The sequence below is a fragment of the Paenibacillus sp. T2-29 genome, assembly GCF_052921365.1.
In genome coordinates this window covers 749626-775549 of the sequence record NZ_JBREVE010000001.1, presented here as the reverse complement: position 1 = coordinate 775549, position 25924 = coordinate 749626, and the positions used below count along the sequence as shown (strand labels likewise).

The 25924-nt window shown below is 45.0% G+C and carries 20 protein-coding genes; 19 read left to right on the top strand and 1 reads right to left on the bottom strand.

All coding sequences use genetic code 11. The features are described 5' to 3' along the window. Nucleotides 1-219 precede the first annotated feature (219 nt). From typA to ACU1JV_RS03875, 3 genes are all read left to right on the top strand, one after another. Nucleotides 220-2061 (top strand): translational GTPase TypA, encoded by a 1842-nt coding sequence (gene typA / locus ACU1JV_RS03885; protein WP_013372111.1) that lies wholly within the window; start codon nucleotides 220-222, stop codon nucleotides 2059-2061. Between the two features lie 124 nt (nucleotides 2062-2185). Next, a complete protein-coding gene (locus tag ACU1JV_RS03880; RefSeq protein ID WP_413986678.1) occupies nucleotides 2186-3247 on the top strand; it encodes an LCP family protein in 1062 nt (353 codons plus the stop codon). 301 nt (nucleotides 3248-3548) lie between these two features. Beyond that, nucleotides 3549-4880 (top strand): PhoH family protein, encoded by a 1332-nt coding sequence (locus tag ACU1JV_RS03875; RefSeq protein WP_013372109.1) that lies wholly within the window; start codon nucleotides 3549-3551, stop codon nucleotides 4878-4880. A gap of 58 nt (nucleotides 4881-4938) precedes the next feature. Here the strand turns inward: ACU1JV_RS03875 and ACU1JV_RS03870 are convergent, their stop codons facing one another. Next, a complete protein-coding gene (locus ACU1JV_RS03870; protein WP_413986677.1) occupies nucleotides 4939-6024 on the bottom strand; it encodes a coiled-coil domain-containing protein in 1086 nt (361 codons plus the stop codon). A 296-nt stretch (nucleotides 6025-6320) separates the two neighbouring features. Here ACU1JV_RS03870 and ACU1JV_RS03865 point away from each other — a divergent pair, with 296 nt between their 5' ends. From ACU1JV_RS03865 to ACU1JV_RS03790, 16 genes are all read left to right on the top strand, one after another. Beyond that, nucleotides 6321-6971, top strand: coding sequence for an RsfA family transcriptional regulator (locus ACU1JV_RS03865; protein WP_013372107.1), 651 nt, complete (start codon nucleotides 6321-6323; stop codon nucleotides 6969-6971). A 103-nt stretch (nucleotides 6972-7074) separates the two neighbouring features. Continuing rightward, nucleotides 7075-8055: a ketopantoate reductase family protein gene (locus tag ACU1JV_RS03860; RefSeq protein WP_413986676.1), complete on the top strand. Its 981-nt coding sequence runs from the start codon at nucleotides 7075-7077 to the stop codon at nucleotides 8053-8055. Nucleotides 8056-8059: 4 nt separating this feature from the next. Continuing rightward, nucleotides 8060-8449, top strand: coding sequence for a DUF3397 domain-containing protein (locus tag ACU1JV_RS03855; protein ID WP_013372105.1), 390 nt, complete (start codon nucleotides 8060-8062; stop codon nucleotides 8447-8449). Nucleotides 8450-8602: 153 nt separating this feature from the next. Then, the gene (locus ACU1JV_RS03850; RefSeq protein ID WP_413986675.1) at nucleotides 8603-10303 is read left to right on the top strand and encodes a peptide ABC transporter substrate-binding protein; all 1701 of its coding nucleotides are present in this window, start codon (nucleotides 8603-8605) and stop codon (nucleotides 10301-10303) included. 201 nt (nucleotides 10304-10504) lie between these two features. After that, entirely contained in the window at nucleotides 10505-11437 is a 933-nt protein-coding gene (locus ACU1JV_RS03845) for an ABC transporter permease (RefSeq protein ID WP_013372103.1), read from the top strand. 4 nt (nucleotides 11438-11441) lie between these two features. Beyond that, complete coding sequence (locus tag ACU1JV_RS03840; RefSeq protein ID WP_013372102.1) at nucleotides 11442-12392, top strand: ABC transporter permease; 951 nt, start codon at nucleotides 11442-11444, stop codon at nucleotides 12390-12392. 11 nt (nucleotides 12393-12403) lie between these two features. Beyond that, a complete protein-coding gene (locus tag ACU1JV_RS03835) occupies nucleotides 12404-13342 on the top strand; it encodes an ABC transporter ATP-binding protein (RefSeq protein WP_058829878.1) in 939 nt (312 codons plus the stop codon). Nucleotides 13343-13464: 122 nt separating this feature from the next. After that, complete coding sequence (gene bshC / locus ACU1JV_RS03830; protein WP_058829877.1) at nucleotides 13465-15096, top strand: bacillithiol biosynthesis cysteine-adding enzyme BshC; 1632 nt, start codon at nucleotides 13465-13467, stop codon at nucleotides 15094-15096. A gap of 43 nt (nucleotides 15097-15139) precedes the next feature. Then, nucleotides 15140-16405, top strand: a complete 1266-nt coding sequence (locus tag ACU1JV_RS03825; RefSeq protein WP_016821550.1) for an adenosylhomocysteinase — start codon at nucleotides 15140-15142, stop codon at nucleotides 16403-16405. A gap of 331 nt (nucleotides 16406-16736) precedes the next feature. Next, nucleotides 16737-17174 carry a division/cell wall cluster transcriptional repressor MraZ gene (gene mraZ, locus ACU1JV_RS03820; RefSeq protein WP_025677696.1) on the top strand — a complete coding sequence of 146 codons (438 nt, stop codon included), beginning with the start codon at nucleotides 16737-16739 and terminating at the stop codon, nucleotides 17172-17174. Nucleotides 17175-17191: 17 nt separating this feature from the next. Beyond that, the gene (rsmH, locus tag ACU1JV_RS03815; RefSeq protein ID WP_013372098.1) at nucleotides 17192-18142 is read left to right on the top strand and encodes a 16S rRNA (cytosine(1402)-N(4))-methyltransferase RsmH; all 951 of its coding nucleotides are present in this window, start codon (nucleotides 17192-17194) and stop codon (nucleotides 18140-18142) included. Between the two features lie 24 nt (nucleotides 18143-18166). After that, nucleotides 18167-18547, top strand: coding sequence for a hypothetical protein (locus ACU1JV_RS03810; RefSeq protein WP_013372097.1), 381 nt, complete (start codon nucleotides 18167-18169; stop codon nucleotides 18545-18547). Nucleotides 18548-18606: 59 nt separating this feature from the next. Further along, on the top strand, nucleotides 18607-20961 hold the full coding sequence (locus ACU1JV_RS03805; RefSeq protein WP_413986674.1) for a penicillin-binding transpeptidase domain-containing protein: 2355 nt from the start codon (nucleotides 18607-18609) through the stop codon (nucleotides 20959-20961). An 81-nt stretch (nucleotides 20962-21042) separates the two neighbouring features. Next, nucleotides 21043-22959 carry a stage V sporulation protein D gene (locus ACU1JV_RS03800; RefSeq protein ID WP_058711727.1) on the top strand — a complete coding sequence of 639 codons (1917 nt, stop codon included), beginning with the start codon at nucleotides 21043-21045 and terminating at the stop codon, nucleotides 22957-22959. Nucleotides 22960-23014: 55 nt separating this feature from the next. Next, complete coding sequence (locus ACU1JV_RS03795) at nucleotides 23015-24502, top strand: UDP-N-acetylmuramoyl-L-alanyl-D-glutamate--2,6-diaminopimelate ligase (protein ID WP_090738742.1); 1488 nt, start codon at nucleotides 23015-23017, stop codon at nucleotides 24500-24502. Then, nucleotides 24502-25905 (top strand): UDP-N-acetylmuramoyl-tripeptide--D-alanyl-D-alanine ligase, encoded by a 1404-nt coding sequence (locus ACU1JV_RS03790; RefSeq protein ID WP_025677705.1) that lies wholly within the window; start codon nucleotides 24502-24504, stop codon nucleotides 25903-25905. Before ACU1JV_RS03795 ends, ACU1JV_RS03790 begins: the two co-directional genes overlap by 1 nt. Nucleotides 25906-25924: the final 19 nt, after the last annotated feature.

Genomic DNA, 25924 nt, shown 5'->3' with positions numbered 1-25924 from the left:
TACTATAATATAATGGATATGAAAAGAGCGTCGGAATGATTTCTGACGCTTATTTTAAGGTTTTCACGCGAATCGGAGAGAGAAGCTGTCTGTATAAAGCCTGAAACATATAGAAGGCTGGCAGGGAGTGGGCCTAAAGAACGATTGTTAGCCTTGAATGAGCATTGCTTCAGGATAGAGACACTATTTTGATATACGGAAAGGATATGGATACAAACCATGCATGCAAGAGAGAACATTCGCAATATTGCGATTATTGCCCACGTCGACCACGGAAAAACGACACTTGTCGATAAGTTGCTTCAACAGTCCGGAACATTTAGAGAACACGAGGCTGTTCAGGAGCGCGCCATGGACTCCAACGATCTGGAACGTGAACGCGGTATTACGATTTTGGCTAAAAATACAGCTATCACTTACAAAGATTACCTGATTAACATTGTAGATACACCGGGACACGCCGACTTTGGTGGTGAAGTGGAACGGATTATGAAAATGGTTGACGGCGTTTTGCTGGTCGTTGATGCTTACGAAGGCTGCATGCCGCAAACGAAATTCGTACTGCGTAAAGCGCTGGAACAAAATTTGACGCCTATCGTTGTAGTAAATAAAATTGACCGTCCGGCAGCTCGTCCGGCAGAAGTCATTGACGAAGTACTGGATCTGTTCATCGAGCTGGGTGCAAATGATGAGCAATTAGAATTCCCTGTTGTGTACGCTTCAGCACTGAACGGAACTTCCAGCATGGATGCTGAAAAGCAAGATGACAACATGCAAGCATTGTATGAAACAGTGGTAGAGCATATTCCAGCTCCAACTGAGAAAGTAGATGAGCCTCTTCAATTCCTCGTAACACTGATGGACTATAACGAATACCTGGGCCGAATTGCAGTAGGTCGGGTGAACCGCGGTATCATCAAGCAGGGACAAGCGGTCACAGTTATCCAGCGTGATGGCAGCAGTAAATCAGCGCGTATTGAGAAGTTGTTCGGCTTCCAAGGACTGAAACGAATTGAAACCGATCAAGCAGGCGCGGGTGACATTGTGGCGATTGCGGGGATTAAGGACATCAACATTGGTGAAACCATTGCCGATCCAAATCATCCTGAAGCATTGCCTGTACTGAAAATTGATGAGCCTACACTGCAAATGACCTTCTTGGTTAACAACAGTCCATTCGCAGGTCGCGATGGTAAGTGGGTAACATCCCGTAAATTGCGTGAGCGTCTTCTGAAAGAACTCGAAACAGATGTCAGCTTGCGTGTTGATGAAACGGATAGCCCGGATGCCTTTATTGTATCTGGACGTGGTGAATTGCATTTGGGAATCCTGATTGAAAACATGCGTCGTGAAGGTTACGAACTGCAAGTGTCCAAACCAGAAGTTATCGTTAAGGAAATTGACGGTAAAAAAATGGAGCCAATCGAACGTCTTCTCATCGATATTCCGGAAGAAAGCATGGGCGCAGTGATGGAAAGTCTGGGCTCCCGTAAAGCCGAAATGGTCAACATGATTAATAACGGTACTGGACAGGTTCGTTTGGAATTCCTGATCCCTGCACGTGGTTTGATCGGTTACACTACAAACTTCCTGACTTTGACTCGTGGCTACGGTGTAATGAACCATGCATTTGACAGCTATGGACCATTTGTTGGCGGTCAAGTGGGTGGGCGCCATCAAGGTGTACTCGTGTCCACGGAAAACGGCACCTCGACATTTTATGGTATGCTGGGCGTAGAAGATCGCGGTATTTTGTTCTTGGAGCCAGGGACTGAAATTTATGAGGGTATGATCGTTGGTGAGCACACACGTGATAACGACATTGTCGTTAACATCTGTAAGGAAAAACAATTGACAAACGTTCGCTCCGCAACAAAAGATGATACGGTTAAATTGAAAACACCTGTTATCTTCTCTCTGGAGCAGGCGCTTGAATACCTGAATGATGATGAGTATTGTGAAATCACTCCTAAATCCATTCGTTTGCGTAAAAAGATCCTGAACAAAGGTGAGCGCGAGCGTGCGGAGAAACAACGTAAAACAGCACAAGCAAATATGTAATTCATAGGATTGGTCTTCGGCCACAGCGGCGACGCCCGGAAACGGGATGCGCCGCTGTATGTGTTTTAGGATTGTAAACTTGGAGAAAGCTATTTTCTCAAAACGCAGGAAAAGGTGTTGAAGCATGAGTAATCTTTCGAATGGATTGCCTCCCCGGACACAAAGCGGGAAAAAATCCGCCAAACCGAAAAAAACGAAAAAGAAAAAAAGCTTTTTCAGATCGTTTATGAAGTTTGTCTTATTTCTACTCATTATAGGTATCTTGGCAGCAGGTGGTTATACCTACTATATTTACAATCAGGTAGAGGAAGTTTTGGATACTGGAATCAACAAGGAAGTGCCCAAAACGCAATTGGCTGAGGCTAAGCCTTTGACTATCTTATTGCTTGGAACCGACTATCGCCCTGACCATCCGACTTATTTGTCAGACGTTATTATGGTAGCTACATTGAACCCTAATACTAAATCGTCTACCATTGTGTCCTTGCCTCGTGATACGCGTCTAGAAATGGATGGGTATAAGCCACGCAAGCTGAATGAGTATTATCCGGTGTTTAAGGCTAGAGAGAAAGAATCTGGCGAAGTTGCTGAAGATCAAATGAAGAAGATGATCGGCAAATATTTAAACATTAATATTGATTATGTAACGGTTATTAACTTCCAGGGCTTTAGAGATGTTGTAGATAATCTAGGTGGCGTAGATGTGACGGTTGATAAAAATATGTGTTACCGAGACCGTGCTGATGGCACCGATATTAACCTGACAGCTGGGGCCAAGCATTTGAATGGTGACCAAGCTCTTGATTTTGTTCGCTACCGCAAGTCGAATTGTCGTCCGAGAACAGCTGAATCTGACGACTTTGATCGCAATCGTCGACAAAATCAGGTGCTTCATTCCCTAATTGACCAAATGCAAACCTTTAACGCTTTGACCAAGTTTAGTGCAATTATTAAATCGGTTGATAAAAATATGATGACTGATATAGAGTCACAACAAATGAAAAATATCGTACAAACCTATTGGAATATTTCCAAGCAAAATGTAAAATACAATCCTGTAGCAGGAACATGGCGTAGTCCTTATGTGTACATTGATGAGCAACAGCTCGATTTGGCTAAACAATCGCTACAAGAGGAATTTGCCAAAAAAGCAAGCGACAGCACTGAAGCTTCTTCCAATTCCTGAGTATGTATCTTTTTCCCCGCTTATGTTATACTCGCAGCGAGTAAAGCTCTTATATAGCATAAGGGGGTTGAGGTATGTCTAAATTTAAAGTGAACCCAGTCTAGGTCCAGTGAGCAATCACTGGGCCTTTTGTGTCTAATTTTAAAAATGTACAGGCTCTGAGGCTATCTTCAGCTACACTTTTCGTTGCATTATGCTGCTTTGGGGTTCTTTTTTCAGGGAATCAGCAAGTATTGGGTAGCCGGTGAATAGGTATAGGTAAGAAACATGAGATTGTCCACGCCGCTTTGGAGGGGATTTAATGAAGAAAATTTTTGTGCTGGATACGAATGTGCTGCTGCATGATCCGAAAGCCATTTTTACCTTCAAAGAACATGAAGTTGTTATTCCAGCTGTTGTTCTGGAAGAAATCGACTCCAAAAAACGCAACGCGGATGAGATTGGACGGAATGCCCGTAATGTATCGCGATTGTTGGACGGGTTGAGAGAAGTGGGGCATCTTCACAGTGGCGTTCCACTTCCCCAAGGGGGAAGGCTTAAGGTTGAGTTAAACCACCGGAGTTTTTTGAAAGTTCAGGAGATGTTCGGGGAGGTTTCGAACGATAACCGGATTTTGGCAGTCGCCTTAAATTATCACTTGGAAGAACAGGAGCAGTCTGAACCGCGTTCAGTGGTGTTGGTTAGTAAAGACGTATTGGTCAGAATCAAGGCAGATGTATTGGGGCTGCTGACTGAAGACTACCTATCCGATAGAACAGGCGATCCAAGTGAGTTGTACCCCGGATACTCGGCGATACAGGTGCATCCGTCCATCATAGATGAATTTTACTCTAACCGTTTTTTACCAATCAAACCACTGAAGCTACCTTATACGCTGTATCCACATGAATTTGTTATTTTGAAAGATGAAATGGGCACTGGAAAATCAGCACTGTTGAAAGTAAATCAGGAGGCAGAGCGATTAGAACCTTTGTACTTAAGTAACGAATCGGTGTGGGGAATCAGCGCGCGTAATGCTCAGCAGCGAATGGCATTGGAGCTTTTGCTTAATGACGATATCCCACTTGTGACCATTACTGGAAAAGCAGGTACAGGCAAAACGCTGCTGGCGCTAGCGGCGGGGTTGCTTAAAGTAGAGGATGAGCATCGATTTAAGAAACTGTTAATTGCTCGACCTGTTGTTCCTATGGGCAAGGATATCGGTTATTTACCGGGAGAAAAAGATGAAAAGCTTCGCCCCTGGATGCAACCAATCTACGACAATCTAGAGTATCTGTTTGATGCCAAAAAATCAGGCGATATCGACAAAATTTTGATGGGCTTGGGCAGTATTCAGGTGGAGGCGCTCACTTATATTCGCGGACGTTCGATACCTGGGCAATTTATTATTGTCGATGAGGCGCAAAACTTATCCCGACATGAGATCAAAACAATTGTGTCTCGGGTAGGTGAGGGGAGTAAAATCATTCTGATGGGAGATCCGGAGCAGATTGATCACCCTTACCTGGATGCAGCCAGTAATGGCTTGACCTATGTGGTGGAGCGTTTTAAGCAAGAAGGGATTAGCGGGCATATTATGCTGGAAAAAGGAGAACGCTCCAAACTCGCGCAGTTGGCAGCTGATCTGTTATAACTTTTGATCGTTATTACAAATAATTAAGACCTCAGGAACATCCCGAGGTCTTTTGTTTTTACTTAAAGCTTAATTCGAGCTTAACTTCAAGAATGCCTTTTAAAGCATGTACTTCTGTGGCTTTGACATATGAAATAAGCTGCTGTGGGTAGAAGCCGAGATCAAAATCTTCTTCCAGCTTGTTGCGAGTCGTGTCCGGCAGTTCCAGCCCGTTAAATATCAGTCGATCTACATGAAATAGAATTGCATTTTTCGGTTCATTCTCTACCGTATAGTGACCTTCTACCCTTAATTTCATCGTTCCTTGTTGACCTTCTACCACAATCCGATCCTGCACAAAGGAGAAGTTGAAGTGATTAAACAATTCATTCTCAGACTTTAAAAAACGGTTAAATTCCTCTTCACGAATGCTTATCGTAATGATTTTTCCATTTGTAACCATGGCTCCTTGCTGTTGTTGAATGAATTGGGGCAGATCCTGCATCGCTTGAGCTAATGCTTTAAAGTGTTTGTTTACCTCGTATACCCCTACATTCTCCCAATAAGCTGTCATTTCACCAATTAGCTTGCGTAGGGTTTCAGGGCTATCACTGGCGTTAACGCCGTCATCTACACGCGACTGGAGTTGGAGAATCCGTTTACGTTGTGCCAGTAGGTTTGTTTTAACCGTCTCCAGTTCCGTCGTGGCTTGGGCAACTTGCTGCTCTGTTTTTCGCATAAATTGATAATTGGATTCGTATTCCTGAAGCACATCCTGATCGTGACTAATCAACAATAAGTAATAATCGTACAAAGAGAGAAGTTGCTTTATACTTTTAGCCCCTAGCACTACACTCAGCAGCTTGTCCCTTTCTCCCATATAGTAAGATCGCAGTACAGAACCTGCACGCTCACGTTGTAGGTCCATTTGCTTCTGTTGATCAGCTAGACTACTACGCAGTTCCTGCTGACGCTGTAAAAGAGCCTGCTGCTCCTGACTAATTCGCTCGATTTCATGGTCGATCTCCACGATAGACAGACTATCTTGTAAAATCTGATTTTCTTCAGGACTGGGAGCGGCCAAAGTAGGACATACATATATGGTAGTCAGCATCATAATGAGGGCCAGCAGGGTACAGATCGCGATTTTTATTCGTTTATTCATTTAGTTTCCCCTTTTATGTATTCCAGAAAAAGACTAATGGTAATGTATATGATCCTTTTTTATTCTTTAACCATTCATTTTATTGTACAGCAGTCAGAGCATGCTTGAAACCCGAAACTGTTTACTTCACGTATGAGTTCTGGCAGAAATGGAAATACAATTTAGTATCAAATAGATTCTATGAACTCTACGAGAGGCATAGGAATGAATAAACAGCTTTTATACCCTATTCAAATACCGGCAAGATCGGTTCATGAAGACGGTTATTTCAGGATGTTGTTAGGAGGGCTAGAGGCATGACTGCAATAAGACAAGATGCATGGAGTGCGGAAGATGACTTGATATTGGCGGAGGTGACATTGCGGCATATCCGGGAAGGTGGAACACAGCTCGCTGCGTTTGAGGAGGTTGGACAAAAAATAGGTAGAACCTCTGCAGCATGCGGTTTTCGTTGGAATAGCTGCGTGCGCAAACGTTATGATGAAGCGATTGGCATTGCCAAAGCACAGCGCCAGAAGCGCAGTTATATTCGTAAGCAGAGCCCGGTAGGTGTATCGCAGGTGGCGGCCTTTGCCACGCTCGATCCAGTCGAAGGGGGATACAGAACAGATGGAACGAGTGAAGATACGTTATCTATTGATGCAGTAATTCGCTTCTTGCGTCAATGGAAGGGATCTATGCAGGAGACGAATCGGCAGATTAAGATGCTGGAGAAAGATTTGCGGGAAAAGGAAGAAGAATTAAATCAGCTTCGCTCCATTAATGACCGGCTGTCCAAAGAAGTGAATGATGTGCAGACCGACTATCGTGTTGTAAATGATGATTATAAAGCTCTGATTCAGATTATGGACCGTGCCCGGCGATTGGCTTTAATCACTGAAGATGAGGAAGAGCTTAAATCCAGGTTCAAAATGGATGCTAATGGGAATCTGGAGCGCATTGAGTAGCAAGATTACAATAGCTATCTAAATAAAACGTCAACTATCGCTTGGCCGTAGTTGGCGTTTTTTGTTATTTCATTGGAGTGCATATGATATAGTAGAAAAAAAGATGGAAGCGAGACGATACAAAGTGATTGATATTATTGGAGCGGGTTCGCTGGGATTGCTGTTTGCCGGGAGATTATCGGCCACGGGTGCTACAGTAAGGCTGTGGACACGAACACTTGAACAGGCACACATCATTGCTCGTGAAGGGATTACTGTGCTTGATAATGAGGGGCAGGTGGTTGTTCATGTGACGGGGGACCAATTAAAGGTAGCGCCAATGGCAGATTGGCAACGGTTAAATTCACAGGCTCCGGCACGATGGATTATGTTTTTGACCAAACAGGGGGCGATAGGAGAAGTACTGGAACAGATCCAGCCTGTGGCTCAAACGGAAACAGATCCAGGGATTATTTGTTTGCAGAATGGAATAGGTCATATAGAACGCATCAGGCAGGCGTGGCCTAAAGCTGTAGTATACCCTGCTGTGACAACCGAAGGAGCCAAGAAACAGGGGGCAGCATCCATTGTGCATGCAGGATCGGGCGTGACTGAAATTGGATTTTCGGAGGAAGGAGAGGGGGAGCACAACAATCAATTCAAACAATGTGTGCTAAATCGGCTGCTTGCAGCAGGATTTGACGTTTGCTTGTCGAAAGAAATCGAGAAAGGGATTTATCGCAAGTTGTTGATTAACGCTGTGATCAATCCACTGACAGCCGTATGGCGAGTTCGAAATGGCGAGCTGCTATCGGAGCCTGTTCGAATACATATGATGCGTAAACTATATGATGAAGGCATTCAAGTGTATGAAGCTCATGGTATCCGCTGGGAAAGTTCATGGTGGGATCAAATTATGGATGTTTGCCGGGCAACGGCAGAGAATCACTCATCTATGCTAGCTGATGTACTTGCACAGTCCATGACCGAAGTTGCTTCCATTAACGGGCAACTGGTGCAGATGGCAAAGCGAGCTGGGATTAGTGCACCAACTCATGAGGTATTGTGGCAATTAATTGAAGGAATGCGGCTAAAAGAGGGGTGATCAGTTGAGTCTTATACAAGGTACTATTATCACTTTCAGTATTCTTCCCTTTTTTCCGTTTTTGATCGTGTTTGCGGTTTGTCGCTACATTCTTAAAATGGAAAAGAAGAAATCATTGCTTACTTCTATGGATATTACCACTTTTTTTCTGATATTTTCCGTCGCAGCACTCTTTAATGTCCTGTTTACATCCCGATTCGGTTTTTATTTGATTCTACTGCTCTTGTTACTGGCATTGGGTTTAATTGGAGGAGCTCAAAACCGAATAAAGGGAAAGGTTGATGGTAAAAGATTATGTAGAGCGGTCTGGAGATTAACTTTTATGGCGATGACATTGGCGTATACTTTGTTGACTGTTGTTGGTATATTTAAAAATATATTCAACTCTATGTGATGAAATGTGACATGAAATGATGAAAAAATATGAATTAATCATGTTTTTTTGAAAAAAAAGCTCAATTTGAAGAAATGTAATGTAGATTTTTTTGACCGCTGGTTGTATAATCTATAAACATATACCACTTTAGAACTAGGGGGAAAACGCTAGATGAAAAGGAAAAGCTTTTTAGTCCTTTTGACACTCGTTCTTGCAGTTGGCGCACTGCTCGCAGGTTGCGGCGGCAAGAATGATACCAATGGTAAGGGCGCACAAGAAAACACCTCGACTACGCCGGCCCCGGCCGACAAGCAAATTTTGCGCATTAACCTTGCATCCGAGCCGCCAACGTTCGATCCGGCACAGGCTCAAGATACTCAAGCAAACACTGTTTTGAAAACAATGTATGAAGGTCTTGTTCGCATGGGCCCTGATGGTAAAGAAATTCCTGGCGTAGCTGAATCTTGGAAAATTTCCGATGACGGCAAAACCTATACGTTCAAGCTTCGCGATACTGCAAAATGGAGTAATGGCGACCCAGTCAAAGCAAGTGACTTCGTATTTGCTTGGCAACGGGTATTGGATCCTTCCACGGCTCCTGCACCTCCATATGCTTACCAATTGTACTATATCAAAAATGCTGAGGGTTACAACCTAAGCACCTCCAAATCTTTTAAAGGTACTAAAGTTACGGACTTCAAAGATGTAGGTGTCAAAGCAGTTGACGATCATACATTGCAGGTAGAACTGGAACATGCAACACCTTACTTCCTGGGATTGACTTCTTTCTACACCTATTATCCGGTGCATCCGTCTGTTGAAGGAAATGATAAATGGGCGACTAAAAAAGAAAGCATGATCACTAACGGGCCTTTCACATTGTCGACTTGGGAGACAGGTCAAAAGATCGAGGTTTCCAAAAGCGAGAATTATTGGGGTAAGGACGAAATTAAACTGAAGAAAATTACAATGTCCCTCGTAAACAGCGGTGCAACAGAACTCGCTTCTTACAGAAGTGGACAACTTGATTATGCAGGTAAACCTAATGGCGAAATTCCTGCAGACCAAATGATGGCTGTGAAAAATGAAATGCCTAACGAATTCCAGGCTAAAGGTATAGCAAGCACCTATTACTATTTGTTTAACGTCACCGAAAAACCGTTCAATAATCTTAAAATTCGTAAAGCATTTGCAATGTCGATTCAACGTCAGCCGATTGTTGATAGAGTAACGATGGGTGGAGAGATTCCTGCTTACGGCTTTGTACCTCCGGGAATTAAAGGCTTATCTCAGGAATACCGTAATGAACATAAAGATGATTATTTCAAAGAAGATGTAGCTGAAGCGAAGAAATTGCTTCAAGAAGGTATGAAGGAAGAAGGAGTAACTTCACTCCCTCCAATCACTCTACTCTACAATTCTACTGAAGGACACCAAAAAATTGCTTTGGCAGTTGCAGATATGTGGAAGAAAAGCCTGGGAATCGACGTGAAAACGCAAAACCAGGAGTGGGGCGTATTTATCCAAACACGTAACAAGTTGAATTTCCAAATTGCACGTGGTGGATGGTCTGCTGACTTTAATGATCCGATGACTTTCCTGGATATCTGGACAACTGGTAATGGCAACAATAATTCTGGATATTCTAATCCTGAATATGATGGTTTGATTAAAGCGGCTAAAACAGAAACTGATCCAGGAAAACGCATGGAAATATTTGCGAAAGCAGAGAAGCTTCTTGTTCAGGATGATATGGTTTTACTGCCGATTTATTACTACTCTAATACTTCTTTGAAGAAACCAAATGTAAAAGGCGTTGCTTTGGATTTTAGTGGTGCAATTGATTTTACAAGAGCTTATATAACACAGTAAGTAGCTAATACTTGATTCTGAAGTTGAGGAGTTACTTCGGGATATATATGTGGGTACTGCCATATATATCCCGTTTTTTTTGTGTGTGAGGGTTCTTCTTAATATGATTAAACTAACCATGCATACAAGTAGATTGGATAACCCAACTCTATTTCTATAGAATCGAATGGTGTCGAAAAATATGGGAGGTGTAAACGGGCGATGGCGCGTTATTTGATCAGTAAATTTATATTTATGCTTATTTCTTTGCTCATTCTGATCTCTGCGACGTTCTTTCTGATGAAGGCAATTCCAGGTAACCCTTTCATGAGCGAAAGAGCGACGTCTCCTGAGATTCAAGCCCGATTAATGGAACAGTATGGGTTGGATAAGCCTGTATATGTACAATATTTTAAATACTTAGGTGATATTGTTACGGGTGATTTTGGTATTTCTATGAAAAAATTGAATCAAAATGTGAGCGACATTATTGGACAGACCTTCATGGTATCACTAAAGTTAGGTCTAGTCGCAATTATTGTTTCCATTATTGTCGGTATTTTACTAGGTATGCTGGCGGCTTTGTACCATCGTAGACTCATTGATACCGTGGCGATGATATTGGCAATTCTGGGTATTGCCGTTCCCAGCTTCGTTCTGGCATCATTAATTCAGTTCTTTTTTGCTCAAAAGTTGGAATTGTTTAACGTTATGGGCTTCGAGGGCCCAATGGACTACGTTCTGCCTGTTGCGGCTTTGTCTGCTCAACCAATTGCATTTATTGCACGATTGACGCGTTCCAGTATGATAGAAGTACTGCATGCAGATTATATCAAGACGGCCAAAGCTAAAGGCTTGAAATCCATTACGATCATGTTCAAACACGTTGTGCGGAATGCTATTTTGCCAGTTGTTACCTACGTAGGTCCAATGACAGCGAATATTATTACCGGATCTGTGGTTATTGAACGGATTTTCGGGATTGGCGGTATTGGTAAAGTGTTTGTGGAAAGTATCACAAGCCGTGATTACACCATGATTATGGGCATAACGATTTTTTACGGTGTTTTGCTTATGTTAGCGCGTTTTATTACAGATGTCGCGTATGGGTTTATTGATCCTCGGATTAAGCTGTCCGGCGGGAAGGAGGGGTAACTTTATGTCTGTGAAAGACAATGCTGTGAATTTGGATAAACTTCAGGTGAAACCGGAAGATTTCCAAAAAATAGGGGTCGATGAAAAGCAGTCTGAAGTTATTCAGCGAGAAAGCTTATCTGCTTGGCGCGATGCCTGGGAACGACTTCGTAAAAACAAGGTTGCAATGACTAGCTTGATTGTTTTAGTTCTGATTGTGCTTTTTTCTTTAATAGGTCCGATATTGTCACCCTATAATTATTACTCTAATGATTTACTGAGCACGAATCTGCCACCTTCTGCGGAGCATTGGTTCGGTACGGATGATCTTGGACGTGATATGTTTGTCCGTACATGGATGGGAGCACGGATTTCCTTGACGATAGGCCTGGCTGCAGCTTTGATTGATTTGCTGATTGGTGTTATTTATGGTGGAATTATGGGTTACTTTGGTGGCCGCGTTGATGAAATCATGAATAAATTTTCTGAAATCTTGTACTCCATTCCTTACTTGCTTGTTACGATCCTGTTGCTGGTTGTACTGGAGCCAAGTATCACTACAATTATTATTGCGCTCTGTGTAACGGGGTGGATTAACATGTCGTGGATTGTACGTGGTGAAATGCTGCAACTTAAAAACCGAGAATTCGTACTTGCTTCCCGTTCAATGGGTGCTGGAGCAGGTCGTTTGCTTTTCCGTCACCTCTTGCCTAATGCAGTAGGTCCGATCATCGTTACATTGACGTTGAGCGTTCCGACCGCTATTTTTTCCGAAGCTTTCCTGAGCTTCCTCGGTTTAGGGGTACCGAATCCAGAGGCATCGCTGGGTTCAATGATTGAATCAGCTCTGACCGGGTGGATGTATTATCCGTGGCGGATGCTTTTCCCAGCAGGTTTGATCAGTTTGATTATGCTTGCGTTCAACCTTTTTGGCGACGGCTTGCGTGATGCGCTTGATCCGAAGTTGAAGAAATAGGAGGTGAGATCATGCTGAGTAGCAACAATTTAATTGAGGTTGAAGGTCTTAAAAAGTATTTTAATGTTGGCAAAAACCGTGTGCTCAAAGCGGTGGACAACCTGAATTTCTATATTCGTGAGGGTGAAACGCTGGGTATGGTTGGCGAATCCGGTTGTGGTAAATCTACAGCGGGTCGTACTATTTTGCGCTTGTATGAACCTACAGCAGGTAGCGTACGTTTTAACGGCACAGATATTTACAAATTATCACCGGGTAAAATGAAAGCAATGCGTCGTGATATGCAGATGATCTTTCAAGATCCGTATGCGTCATTGAACCCGCGTTTTACCGTGTCTGATATTATTGGTGAGGCACTGGATATTCACAATATGGCAGGTAGCCGTGCAGAACGTAAAAAACGGATTGAGGAGTTACTTGATCTGGTTGGTTTGAACCCTGACCATGCAACACGCTATCCGCATGAGTTTTCTGGTGGCCAACGTCAACGGATCGGTATTGCCCGTGCATTGGCTGTTAATCCTAAGTTCATCATTTGTGATGAGCCGATTTCAGCGCTTGACGTATCCATTCAGGCTCAAGTTGTCAACCTGTTAAAAGAGCTTCAAGAACGTCTGGGCCTGACGTACCTGTTCATTGCGCATGATCTGTCGATGGTCAAGCACATTAGTGATCGGGTAGCTGTAATGTATAGAGGCAGAATGGTGGAGCTTGCTGAAAGCTCTGAATTATATGCCAATCCGATTCATCCATATACGAAAATGCTTTTGTCGGCGATTCCACTTCCTGACCCGGAAGTCGAAGCCAACAAAAAACGAATTATTATGCCTGACGATCAAGGCGGACCGATTCATAACGCGTCCGATAATAAGGCAGGGGCTTATAACCTGGAAAATGCCACGCTTATCGAAGTGTCTAAAGGACATTTTGTAGCTGAACCTTACGCTTGATCTTGTTCTATATACCAACCGCCGAGTTATTCGGCGGTTTTTTTTATAGGAAGCTTTGACGTGGACATGGGCTTTCGGTACAATCAAGCAGTAAGGTTTTGGTGGAGACAGGAGGCAGACCCATGAAAATAGTTCCGGAAACGCTTCGCGGAGGGTCGGCTTTGGCAGAAGACTACATACAGGGTACAGGACGCGCAAGCGATTTGTATGAATATGATATTCTGCACGCCGATGCTTATGCCCAACGGGCGAAGTGGCTGGATAAGACGGAGCATCTGCGATTAAACCGTAAGGATGTCGTAGCATGTCTTCGTATATACAATGAGCAACACAACTCGCATGAGGCGGTTCATGCTTCATTGGACCGTTTGGAAAGTCCAGATGCTTTAGTAGTCGTTGGCGGACAGCAAAGTGGACTATTCACAGGTCCGATGCTGGTCATTTACAAAGCTGCTACGATTATTAAAGCAGCTAGAGAAGCTGAGGAACGGCTTGGACGTCCGGTTATTCCGATTTTCTGGATTGCTGGTGAAGATCATGACTGGGACGAGGTCAATCATACATACGTAATGGCGAAAGACCCGCAAGCAGTTAAAATCAAGCTGAATAAGCTGCCTGAACACCGTTCTTCAGTTAGTGCCATTAAAGTTGATACGGTTGAGTGGAAGCAAGTGATGGCGGATATAGAGCAAAGCTTGCCAGATTCAGAACATAAGACCGATATTATGCGCATGATTGGGCAAGGTTTGACAGAGTCATATGGACTAAGTGAGGCCTTTGCCAGGCTGATGGGCCGTTTGTTTGGTGCCTATGGATTGGTGCTCATGGATTCTGCAGATCCTTTACTGCGCAAGCTGGAGGCATCCGTTTTTAGACGGTTGGTTCAACACAATGATGAGTTGGAGACAGCGTATAAGACAACCGCTACGCGGATCGTAGACTATGGTTATCATTTACAAGCGGATGTGCATGAAGGTGGTGCGAACCTTTTTTACATTCATGAAGAGGAACGCCTGCTGCTTTTCAAAAAAGCTGGATTATTCACAGATCGGCGCGGTATAGTGGCGTTTACAGCGGATGAACTGCTTGAAGAGATAGATAGACACCCCGAACGTTTTAGTAACAATGTACTAACCCGTCCTCTCATGCAGGATTCACTGTTTCCGGTACTGGCATCTGTGCTGGGTCTAGGAGAAATTGCCTACTGGGCAATTACACGGGACGCTTTTGGAGTGCTCGGGATGCAGATGCCAATACTGCTGCCCCGTATGTCTTTTACATTGATGGAGCCAGGCGTGGAGAAGCATATGCTTAAGTACGAACTAACTTTTGGTCAAGTTAGAGACGGGCTTGAGGAACGAAAAAAGCAATGGATTGCCACTCAAGATCAGCTTGGAATGCAGGATCAGTTTTCCGAGGCTAAGGATGCTTTTATCCGTATGTATAAACCGCTTATACAGCAGACAGGAATGATAGAGAAAGGTTTGCTACAGCTCGGAGAAACCAACTGCGAGAAAATTCTGGGGCAGATTGACTATCTGGAGGCAAAGGTGCAGGAAGCGCTGCTTCGGCAAAATGGAACAGCACTTCGCCATTGGGATCATATCGAATGGTCGCTTTTCCCATTTGGACAGCCGCAGGAGCGTGCGTATACCATCTATCATTTTCTGAACCGTTACGGTCTCGACCTGATGGATATGATTATGAACGTACCTTTGGATTTGTCGGGGACGCATCGTGTGATTTATGTATAATGATTATAAATGAATTTAACTAATATATAGGAGGAAATAACGTATGACTTCCCATTCTCTGCAAAATAGCATTATTCACGATCTTAAATTGGCCCCTGAAGGGCATTTGAAAATTGATTGGGTAGAAGCCCATATGCCGGTATTGAACCGCATACGTCAACAATTCGAGCAAGAGCAGCCTTTTGCCGGTCTGAAGGTAACGATTTGTTTACATCTGGAGGCCAAAACGGCTTATCTGGCTAAAGTGGTACAAGCAGGTGGAGCACAGGTCACCATTACGGGTAGTAACCCTTTGTCAACACAAGATGATGTTTGCGCCGCATTAGTTGAAGATGGCGTTACGGTATTGGCTAAATACAACCCAGATCCAGAGGAATTCAAGAATTTGCAAATCAAGGCACTGGAAACTAAGCCAGATCTCATTATAGATGACGGTGGCGACCTGGTTACTCTGTTGCAATCTGAACGGCCTGATCTGATTTCTACGATCCGTGGAGGAGCAGAGGAGACCACTACAGGGATTATTCGTTTGAAGGCTTTGGAAAAAGAAGGGCAGCTTCACTTTCCGATGGTGGCTGTAAATGATGCTTACTGTAAATATTTGTTCGACAACCGCTATGGTACGGGTCAGTCAGCTTTCGACGGTATTATTCGTACGACTAATCTGGTTGTGGCAGGAAGTACAGTGGTTGTGGTGGGTTATGGATGGTGTGGCAAAGGAGTTGCAATGCGTGCAAAAGGGCTGGGAGCCAACGTTGTTGTAACTGAAGTTGATCCAATCAAGGCTGTAGAAGCCCATATGGATGGTTTTCATGTATTGCCAATGGTGGAAGCTGCCAAACTGGGTGACTTCTTCATTACAGTAACTGGAAATAAAGCTGTAATTACAGGGGAGCACTTTGATGTTATGAAGGATGGAGCTGTGCTGTGTAACGCAGGGCATTTTGATGTGGAGGTTAGTAAGCCTGAGCTTGCCAAACGCTCCGAATCCATTCGCACGGTACGTCGCAATATCGAGGAATACCGCTTTAAAGATGGACGTAAAATGTATTTGCTCGCAGAAGGGCGTCTCGTGAATCTGGCTGCCGCTGACGGTCATCCTGCAGAGATTATGGATACCACATTTGCGCTTCAGGCACTCGGCTTGAAATATGTGAATGATCGTTACAACGAGCTGGGCAAAGCCGTGATTAATGTTCCTTATGAAATTGATGAGCAAGTGGCTCGATTCAAGCTTGATAGTCTGGGAATCAAGATTGACACATTAACAGAAGACCAAAAGGTCTATCTGGACAGCTGGAACGCGTAATCTATTTTCGGTCACGATGTTCGCTGTAGAAGTGGTGCATTTTTAATGCAAGTGCTTGTATAGGTTGACACAATGGATAGAGAATAAGCCCTTTATTCCATGTTGTTTCGAAACCTGATGCATATTGTCGGGGATTCGGCTTCGTGGGATAAGGGGCTTTTTGGCATCTTATGACGCAGGGCTACAATAACAGACATCGTGCCATGTATCTAGAAATTATCACTTTTTCGTCATGAAAAAGAGGTCTTTGATTTTTTAAAGCGAATCTATTATGCTTAGGTGGTGGAAAGTGGGCCAAAGTGGGAGAATGGGGTAAGGGGTGACGAAACCAATGTTTATGGGGGAGTTCCAACATAGCATTGATGATAAGGGACGGCTTACTGTCCCGGCCAAGTTTCGTGAACTTCTTGGTGCCTCGTTCGTGGTTACCCGCGGGCTGGATCAATGCCTCTTCGTGTATCCCATGGATGAGTGGGCTGTTATGGAGAAAAAACTTAAAGCACTGCCTTTGATGAAGGCTGATGCGCGGGCGTTTACTCGTTTTTTTTTCTCGGGGGCGACTGAATGCGAATTGGACAAACAGGGCAGGGTAAATTTACCGGGGAATTTGTGCGAATACGCCAAGCTTACAAAAGAGTGCGTCGTATTGGGAGTGTCCACCCGGGTAGAGATTTGGAGCAAGCACACTTGGGAGCAATATTTCAACCAATCAGAAGAAGCATTTAACGACATTGCTGAGAAATTGGTTGATTTCAACTTTGAATTGTAATTTAGGAGGTCAGCCGTTTGTTTCACCACATTACCGTACTCAAGGAAGAAGCAACACAGGCACTAAACATCAGGCAGGACGGGATTTATGTGGACTGCACGTTGGGAGGGGCAGGACACAGTTCCGTCATTGCGTCACAGCTTGGCCCTGAGGGTAGGCTCATTGCCTTTGATCAGGACGACTGGGCATTGAACAATGCACGAGAGAAGCTGTCAGCCTATGAAGGAAAGATTTCATTAGTGAAATCCAACTTCCGCCACTTGCAGGACAAGCTGGCCGAACTGGGATTGCCCGAAAAAGACGGCGTCCCGCAGGTCCAGGGTATTTTGTTCGACCTGGGTGTATCCTCGCCCCAGTTCGATGAGGGGGAGCGGGGATTCAGTTACAATCATGATGCGCCGCTTGATATGCGGATGGATCAGAGCAGTTCGCTTACGGCATACGAAATTGTTAATGAATGGCCGGAAGCGGAGATTGCGCGGATCCTGTTTCAATATGGAGAAGAGAAGTTCTCCAGGCGGATCGCAAAGATCATGGTTGAACGTAGAATGAACAAGCCTATTCACACAACGGGGGAACTTGTCGATATTATCAAAGAAGGAATTCCGGCTGCGGCACGCAGAACCGGGGGACATCCGGCTAAACGCAGTTTTCAGGCTTTGCGGATTGCTGTGAATGATGAGCTGGGTGCACTGGAAGATACTTTGCATCAGGCAGTAAGATGTCTGGCTCCAGGGGGCAGAATTTCGGTTATTACGTTTCATTCCTTGGAGGATCGGATATGCAAGCATATTTTCAAGGAGTATTTGGCGAAAAGCATCTATCCATCTGATTTGCCGATTCTGGATGACAAAATGGTAGGCGATCTAAAGCTGGTGAATCGTAAGCCGATTGTGGCATCAGAACAGGAATTGGAGCTTAATCCACGATCCCGGTCAGCCAAGCTGAGAGTTGCCGAAAAATTGTAAATTTAATGGAGAAGGAGAGGCGACATGGCTTATACACGCGGTAATTTGGCTGTAAAAGAAAGAGCCCGTCAGGAACAGGTTCAGCAACAACGGTATCGTGAGACCACCAAAGTCGTTACACGCCGCAGAGAGCTGCCGATTCGAGAAAAGCTGCTGTATCTATTGACACTTGTAGCATGCATTGTCATTGCGGGGACGTTGATTGGCAGATATGCTCACATTTATCAAATTAATTATGCGATTAATACAGCCAGCAAGGACATTTCCAAATTACAGACCAATATCGCCCAATTGAAGATTCAAAAGGAGCGTTTGGAGAATCAGATTGTTCCGACGGCAAAGGAACAGGGATATATCGAACCAACAAGAGAGCCCATTCGTGTGGAAAAGCAGGCTGCCAAATAGTTAAGAGCATAGCATCAAGCTATGCTCTGACATACATTTTTTGCAGAGAGGTTTGAGCTATGGTCAAAAGAATAAAGCTTCGCACACTGCTGATAGGGGGATGTATTACCCTCTTTTTTCTTGTTCTGCTACTTAAAGTATTTTGGATTCAAGTCGTAAGTGGGGAATATTGGCATAATCTAGTAGTTACACAGGTAGAAAAAGACCAAGTGATTCAACCCAAGCGTGGAACCATCATGGATCGTAAAGGGAATGTACTAGCTGCGGATGCACCGGCTTACACGGTGGTTGTCAACCCTAGCATCATTCAGGAGTATGATCTGGAGAATGAGGTTGTAGCCAAGCTGCATCAGCTACTCAAAACGCCTGAAGATGAGCTGAGAAGACATCTATCTGCAAAGGATAAAGAAGGTAACTATTTAAAAAATCGTGAGATTCGTAATGGAGGCTGGAAGGTAGACCCTGAGGTGAAAACACAGGTCGATACGTTCAAAGAGTATTTGAAGGATAAGTATGAGGTAGTTGGAGCTGTGGACACTGTTCAGGAATCCAAACGCTATTATCCGGAAAATAAGCTGGCTTCTCATATCCTTGGCTATCAACGAAAAGATGGTACTGCAGGTATGGGGTTGGAAGCTTATTACAATAAAGAGCTCTCTGGCACGGCTGGAAAGCTTCTGTATCAGCGGGATCGAAAGGGAGTTCCTCTTCAGGGATCGGAAAGTGTCTACGAGCCGGCACAAAATGGTAAAAATTTAAAGCTGACGGTTGACGATACGATTCAGTATTATATAGAGGATGCCATGCAAGAAGCTATTGCAAAATATAATCCCAAAACGATGACTGTGGTAGCGGCCGATCCTAAAACCATGGATGTTCTCGGGATGGCGACTTATCCGAATTTTAATCCCAATACATATGGGAGTACGCCTTTGGAAAATTTCCGTAATAATGCTACTCAGTCTATCTACGAACCGGGCTCCACGTTTAAGATAGTAACCTTGGCTGCTGCGGTCCAAGAAAAGGTATTTAATCCGAATGAGACCTACCAATCTGGTATGATTCGCGTCGGAGGCTGGGATATTCGTGACGTAAGCCGTAACTGGGGAACGTTAACCTATCTGCAAGGGGTCAAGCGTTCAAGTAACGTGGGTTTCGTCCATCTGGGGCTGAATAAGTTGGGTGGCGAAAGGCTGAAGAAATATATCAATAGCTTTGGATTCGGTGTGAAAACAGGCATCGATCTCCCAAGTGAGTCTACCGGAGCTATTACATTCCATACCCAGTACAAATCCGAAGTCGCGACAGCTGCATATGGGCACGGACGTGTTCAGGTAACGCCAATTCAGCAGGTGGCAGCGATCTCGGCAATTGCTAACGGTGGGAAGTTGATGCAGCCTCATCTGGTGAAGGAAATTATAAACCCAGATACAGGCGAAGTGCAGACGATTCAACCGAAGGAAGTCCGCCAAGTGATTACTCAGGAATCTGCAGCTCAGACAAGCAGCTATCTGGAGCAGGTCGTGTCTGACCAAGAAATTGGTACGGGACGTCTTGCTTATATCGACGGGTACCGTGTTGCTGGTAAAACAGGGACGGCGACGAAAGTCGTCGGAAAAGTTTACGATCATTCGAAGGATGTCGTGTCTTTTATTGGTTTTGCACCAGTAAATGATCCGAAAATAGCTGTCTTGGTTGTTATGGATGAACCTAACAAATCGGTAGGCGGCGGTACAGCAGCAGCACCTGTGTTTAAAAAAATCGTGTCCCAATCGCTGCAATATATGGGGGTTCCCAAAACAGGAACCAAAACGAATAAATCAGGTGAAGCTGCAGTAAAAACGGTGAATTTGCCAACGGTACCACAATTAACAGGCCAAGTGAAGAAGGATGCGCAAAATGCATTGCTCAAACAGGGGATTGCTTACGAAACGGTAGGTAAAGGCTCCAAAATTGTTCGTCAGTATCCTGAAGCAGGCGTCAAAATGAAACCGGGACAGCGCATTTATTTGCTGACTGAGGATAGTGCTAACATGACGATTCCCGATTTTACAGGTGTCTCGTTGCGTGACACACTTCAAGTTCTGACGCTTATGAAGGTTGGTGTTCAGGTAAGCGGTGAAGGGTATGTTGTCTCTCAAAAGGCACAAATGGTAAATGGCAAGCGGGTCGTCAGTGTTACGCTTCAGCCGGCCAAAGAAACAGTGACCGGAGTGAAGCCGGAGGAAACACAGGATTCGACCACTGGAGTTGCAATTAACGAGACAGGTAATGCAACGAAAACGGAGGCCGATACTAAAACCAAAACCGATACTACTGCGGATACTGAAACAAATGCGGGAACTCCTAAGGGAGGGATATCTGCTGTAGCAGATGAGAAAAGTGCTGCCGCGATTAAAGGCCAAGATAACTGATAGCTTGTTCTAATGTCCGTTCTTTTGAATATTCATGAGGTAAGACATGTCATGAGTATTTGAGGAACGGAGGGGGCGCGTTTGAAAAAATCTAACGTGACCATGCGGCGTAGGCTGGTATGGGGGCTACTGGGATTGTTTGTATTGTTTGCGGCCTTGTCGATCCGGCTCGCCTATGTTCAATTGGGTAAAGGAGGCGAGCTCTCAGCCAAGGCTGAGGATTCGTGGCGCCGCAATATTCCTTTTGCCGCCAAGCGTGGCGAAATTTTGGATCGGCAGGGTACTGCGCTGACCTATAATGTCAGTTCGCCGACTGTCATGGCGATACCAGTACAGATTAAGGAGCCGGAAGAAACGGCACGCAGGCTGGCGCCCTTGCTAGATATGAGTGAGGATAAAGTGCTCAAGCTGATTACCAAACGAACAGCAAGCCAAAAACTTCAGCCCGGCGGACGAAAAATTACGATGGAGAAAGCCCAGAAAATTCGTGATTTGAAGCTGCCGGGTATCGTTGTTGCTGAAGACAACAAACGTTATTATCCTTATGGTGATCTAGCGGCTCATATTCTTGGATTTACCGGAATTGATAATCAAGGGCTGACAGGTGTAGAGAAGCAGCAAAACAGCAAGCTTCGAGGAATCGATGGAAGCATCGCGTATTTATCAGACGCAGGTGGCCGCCTGATGCCTGGTTCTTCTGAAAAGTACATTGAACCGAAGGATGGACTGAATTTACAATTAACCATTGATAAATCGGTGCAATCCATTATGGAACGGGAGCTTGACCAAGCCATGGTCAAATTTCAGGCGAAATCCGCGCTGTCTATTGCGATGAACCCCAAGACGGGTGAAATATTAGGCATGGCTGGACGACCAAGCTATGAGCCAGCGCTTTACAAGCAATATGCGCCTGAAATTTATAATCGAAATCTGCCAATTTGGATGACATATGAACCTGGTTCTACTTTTAAAATTATTACACTGGCCGCTGCCTTGGAAGAAAAGAAGGTTAATCTTAAAAATGACCGTTTCTTTGATCCGGGATATATTGAAGTCGGTGGAGCACGCCTGCGTTGTTGGAAAAAAGGCGGGCATGGCAGCCAAACCTTTCTTCAAGTGGTGGAGAATTCATGCAATCCCGGTTTTGTAACGTTGGGGCAACGTCTGGGCAAAGAAACACTGTTCAAGTACATTCGCAATTTCGGCTTCGGCAGCAAAACAGGAATTGACATGATTGGTGAGGGCAATGGCATTTTGTTCAAGCTACCTCAGGTCGGACCTGTAGAGCTAGCTACTACGGCATTTGGTCAAGGGGTATCTGTCACTCCAATTCAGCAGGTTACGGCTGTGTCGGCAGCAATCAATGGTGGCAATCTTTATAAGCCTCACATCACAAAAGGCTGGATTCAGCCCGAAACCGGAAAGGTTCTAGAAAAAGTGGAGCCGGAACTGGTGCGTAGAGTTGTTTCAGAGGATACCTCTCGACAGGTAAGGGAAGCGCTGGAAAGTGTTGTAGCTAAAGGTACAGGTCGTCCTGCCTTTATTGAGGGTTACCGGGTTGGAGGTAAAACGGGTACAGCACAAAAGGTGATTAACGGACGTTATTCTTCCTCGGAGCATATTGTATCCTTTATTGGTTTTGCTCCGGCGGATGATCCGCAAATCGTCGTCTATACTGCTGTCGATAACCCGAAAGGGATTCAATTCGGCGGTGTGGTTGCTGCGCCAATCGTGCAAAATATTTTAAAGGATGCACTGATTGCCTTGAAAATACCGCCTCGTACCAATCAAATTGCCAAAGAGTACAAGTATGGGGAAAAACCGATCGAAACGGTACCTGATCTAGTAGGTGCCACTGCAGCTGATTTATACGAAGATATGAATATGAACTTTATGCTCGTGAAATCTGGGTCAGGCAAGACGGTCATAAGTCAGGCACCGAAGCCAGGCTCTCGATTGGAACGAGGATCAACGATCCGTATATATATGGGGGATTGATAGGTTCTTTTTATACCATACTATGAATAACGAGAGAGCAATGGAGGAATGTAAGATGCAGCTTCAACAATTGGCTTCACTGCTGGCCGTCTCCCGAGTGGTGGGTGACGGTACAGTGGATTGCCGAGGAATCGGGGCGGATTCACGTCGTGTCCAGCCGGGAGACTTATTTCTGTGCTTGCCCGGTTTTACAGTAGACGGACATGACTATGCTGGGCAGGCCGTTGCGTCAGGAGCGGCGGCTTTGGTCGTAGAGAGAGAACTGGATGTGCCTGTTCCGCAGCTCGTTGTTAAGGATGCGCGACATGCCATGGCGGTTTTGGCGGATTATATGTTTGATTCACCAAGCCGACGCATGCGTATGATCGGTATAACCGGAACAAACGGAAAAACAACGATAACATACCTGATTGAAAAGATCATGCAGGACGCCGGGGTGAACACCGGGCTGATTGGTACCATTCAAATGCGTTACAACGGCCAGTCTTATCCGATGTCCGGCACTACGCCTGAAGCAGTAGAACTGCAACGTTATCTCGGGAATATGGCAGAGCAAGGGGTTCAATGCTGTGTCATGGAGGTATCCTCACATGCTTTGGAGCAGGGCCGTGTCAAAGGAACAGATTTTCGTACCGCTATATTTACAAACCTGACGCAGGACCATCTAGACTATCACAACACGATGGAGGAGTACCGCGCTGCCAAGGGACTTTTGTTTTCCAGACTGGGAAATGCCTTCTCGCGTGATACATCCTATAGTAAATATGCTGTTCTGAATGCAGACGATCCAGCCTCTTCCTATTTGCAGGCTCAAACTGCGGCTCAAGTGATTACCTACGGCGTGGAAAAGGATTCGGATGTACAAGCGTCTCGTATCACTATAAGTGCCAAGGGAACCTCCTTCCATGTATCCACTTTTAAAGGAGAAACTGACATTGAGCTTCGAATGGTAGGCAAGTTTAATGTGTACAACGCACTAGCAGCCATTTCAGCTGCTTTGCTGGAAGGAATCTCACTGGTAGATATCAAGCGGAGCCTGGAATCTATCGCAGGCGTGGATGGGCGCGTAGAGCCTGTTGATGCGGGTCAACCCTTTGCTGTAATTGTTGATTATGCCCATACGCCAGACGGATTGGAAAATGTCCTTCGCACCGTAAAGGAATTTGCGACTGGTAAAGTATGGTGTGTGTTTGGTTGCGGCGGAGATCGAGATCGTACAAAACGTCCGTTGATGGGAAAAATTGCTGCACGATACAGCGATCATTCGTTTATTACTTCCGACAATCCGCGAACAGAAGACCCGATAGTGATTTTGAAAGATATCGAACAAGGGTTGATTGATGAAGGTGTACCTGCCGAACGTTATGAACTGATCGTGGATCGCAGAACTGCAATTCATAAAGCTGTTGAAATGGCAAGCCCTGACGATGTAGTATTGATTGCGGGAAAAGGTCATGAGACTTACCAGTTGATCGGAAAAACGGTGCATGAATTCGATGATCGCATCGTAGCCAAAGAAGCGATAAGGGGTTTATCCAAGTGATGAAAAGAACAATCGGTCAGATTGCATCCATGTGTGGAGGAACACTTCACGCAGAGGCGGACGCCGAACGGATGGTTGAGGGCGTTTTTACAGACTCACGCAGGCCGCAGAGCCTGGGACTGTTCGTTCCACTCGTGGGTGAACGATTTGATGGACATCATTATGTTCAGCAGATCGTCAGCGAGAGAGGGGCAACAGCATATCTATGGCAAAAGGATCATGGAGCATCCCCGACCGTCAATGCTATTGAGGTCGAGGATACGTTAGAAGCCCTTCAGCATCTAGCAGCTGCATACTTGCGCGAAACTGGCGTTTCTGTCGTTGGAATCACGGGAAGCAACGGCAAGACGACGACAAAAGATATTGTAAATGCTCTATTAGGCACGACTTTTAAAGTACACAAAACCGAAGGGAATTATAACAATCATATCGGGTTGCCTTTAACAGTACTGTCCATGCCGCAGGATACAGATATCCTGATTCTGGAGATGGGCATGAGTGGACGCGGGGAAATCCGTCTGCTGGCTAATATTGCCCAACCAGATGTAGCTGTCATAACTAACATTGGCGAATCGCATTTACTTCAGCTTGGTTCTCGCACTGAAATTGCTCGTGCAAAGCTGGAAATCGCAAGTGGGATTAAACCCGGTGGATTGCTTATCTATAATGGGGATGAACCACTACTTCCACAAGTGTTGGCGGAGCCTGAAACGGTCAAGCCTGAAGGATTAAAATTATTCACGTTCGGGTTAGCTGCGGACAATGATGATTATCCGACTGAAATCACTTCGGATGGAGAAGGTAGCTTATTCATAACAGCCCAATCCGGCCAAGAGGCTTTCCGGCTTCCCTTGCTCGGACAGCACAATGTTGTAAACGGATTGGCAGCGCTGGCGGTAGCACGTCATTTCAATGTGGATGTAGACCATATACGTAAAGGGTTGTCGTCTTTAAAGCTGACGGGCATGCGCATTGAGGTCGTGAAGTGTTCGGATGGACTTACGGTGCTAAATGACGCTTACAATGCCAGTCCTGCTTCAATGAAGGCTGCAATTCAGACGTTGTCTGCATATAAAACGGGTGGACGTAAAATTGCCGTGCTTGGTGACATGCTGGAGCTGGGCGCTGAGGAAAAGCAATTTCATGAAGAAATTGGGCGTTTTGCTGCAAAGCATAACATAGAGGCACTGTTTACCTATGGTGCATTAGGCGCTTCGATTGCGCAGGGTGCGCAAGGGACAATGCCAACTGCTAACGTACATGCTTATACAGATAAGCAAAAGCTGATCCAGCATTTGCGATCTTATCTCCATGCCGATGATATTGTGCTGGTTAAGGCATCCAGAGGGATGCGATTAGAAGAAATTGTGGATGCGCTGAAAAACGGTCCGCTACAGAACTGATGTTGACGAGAGGGAGACT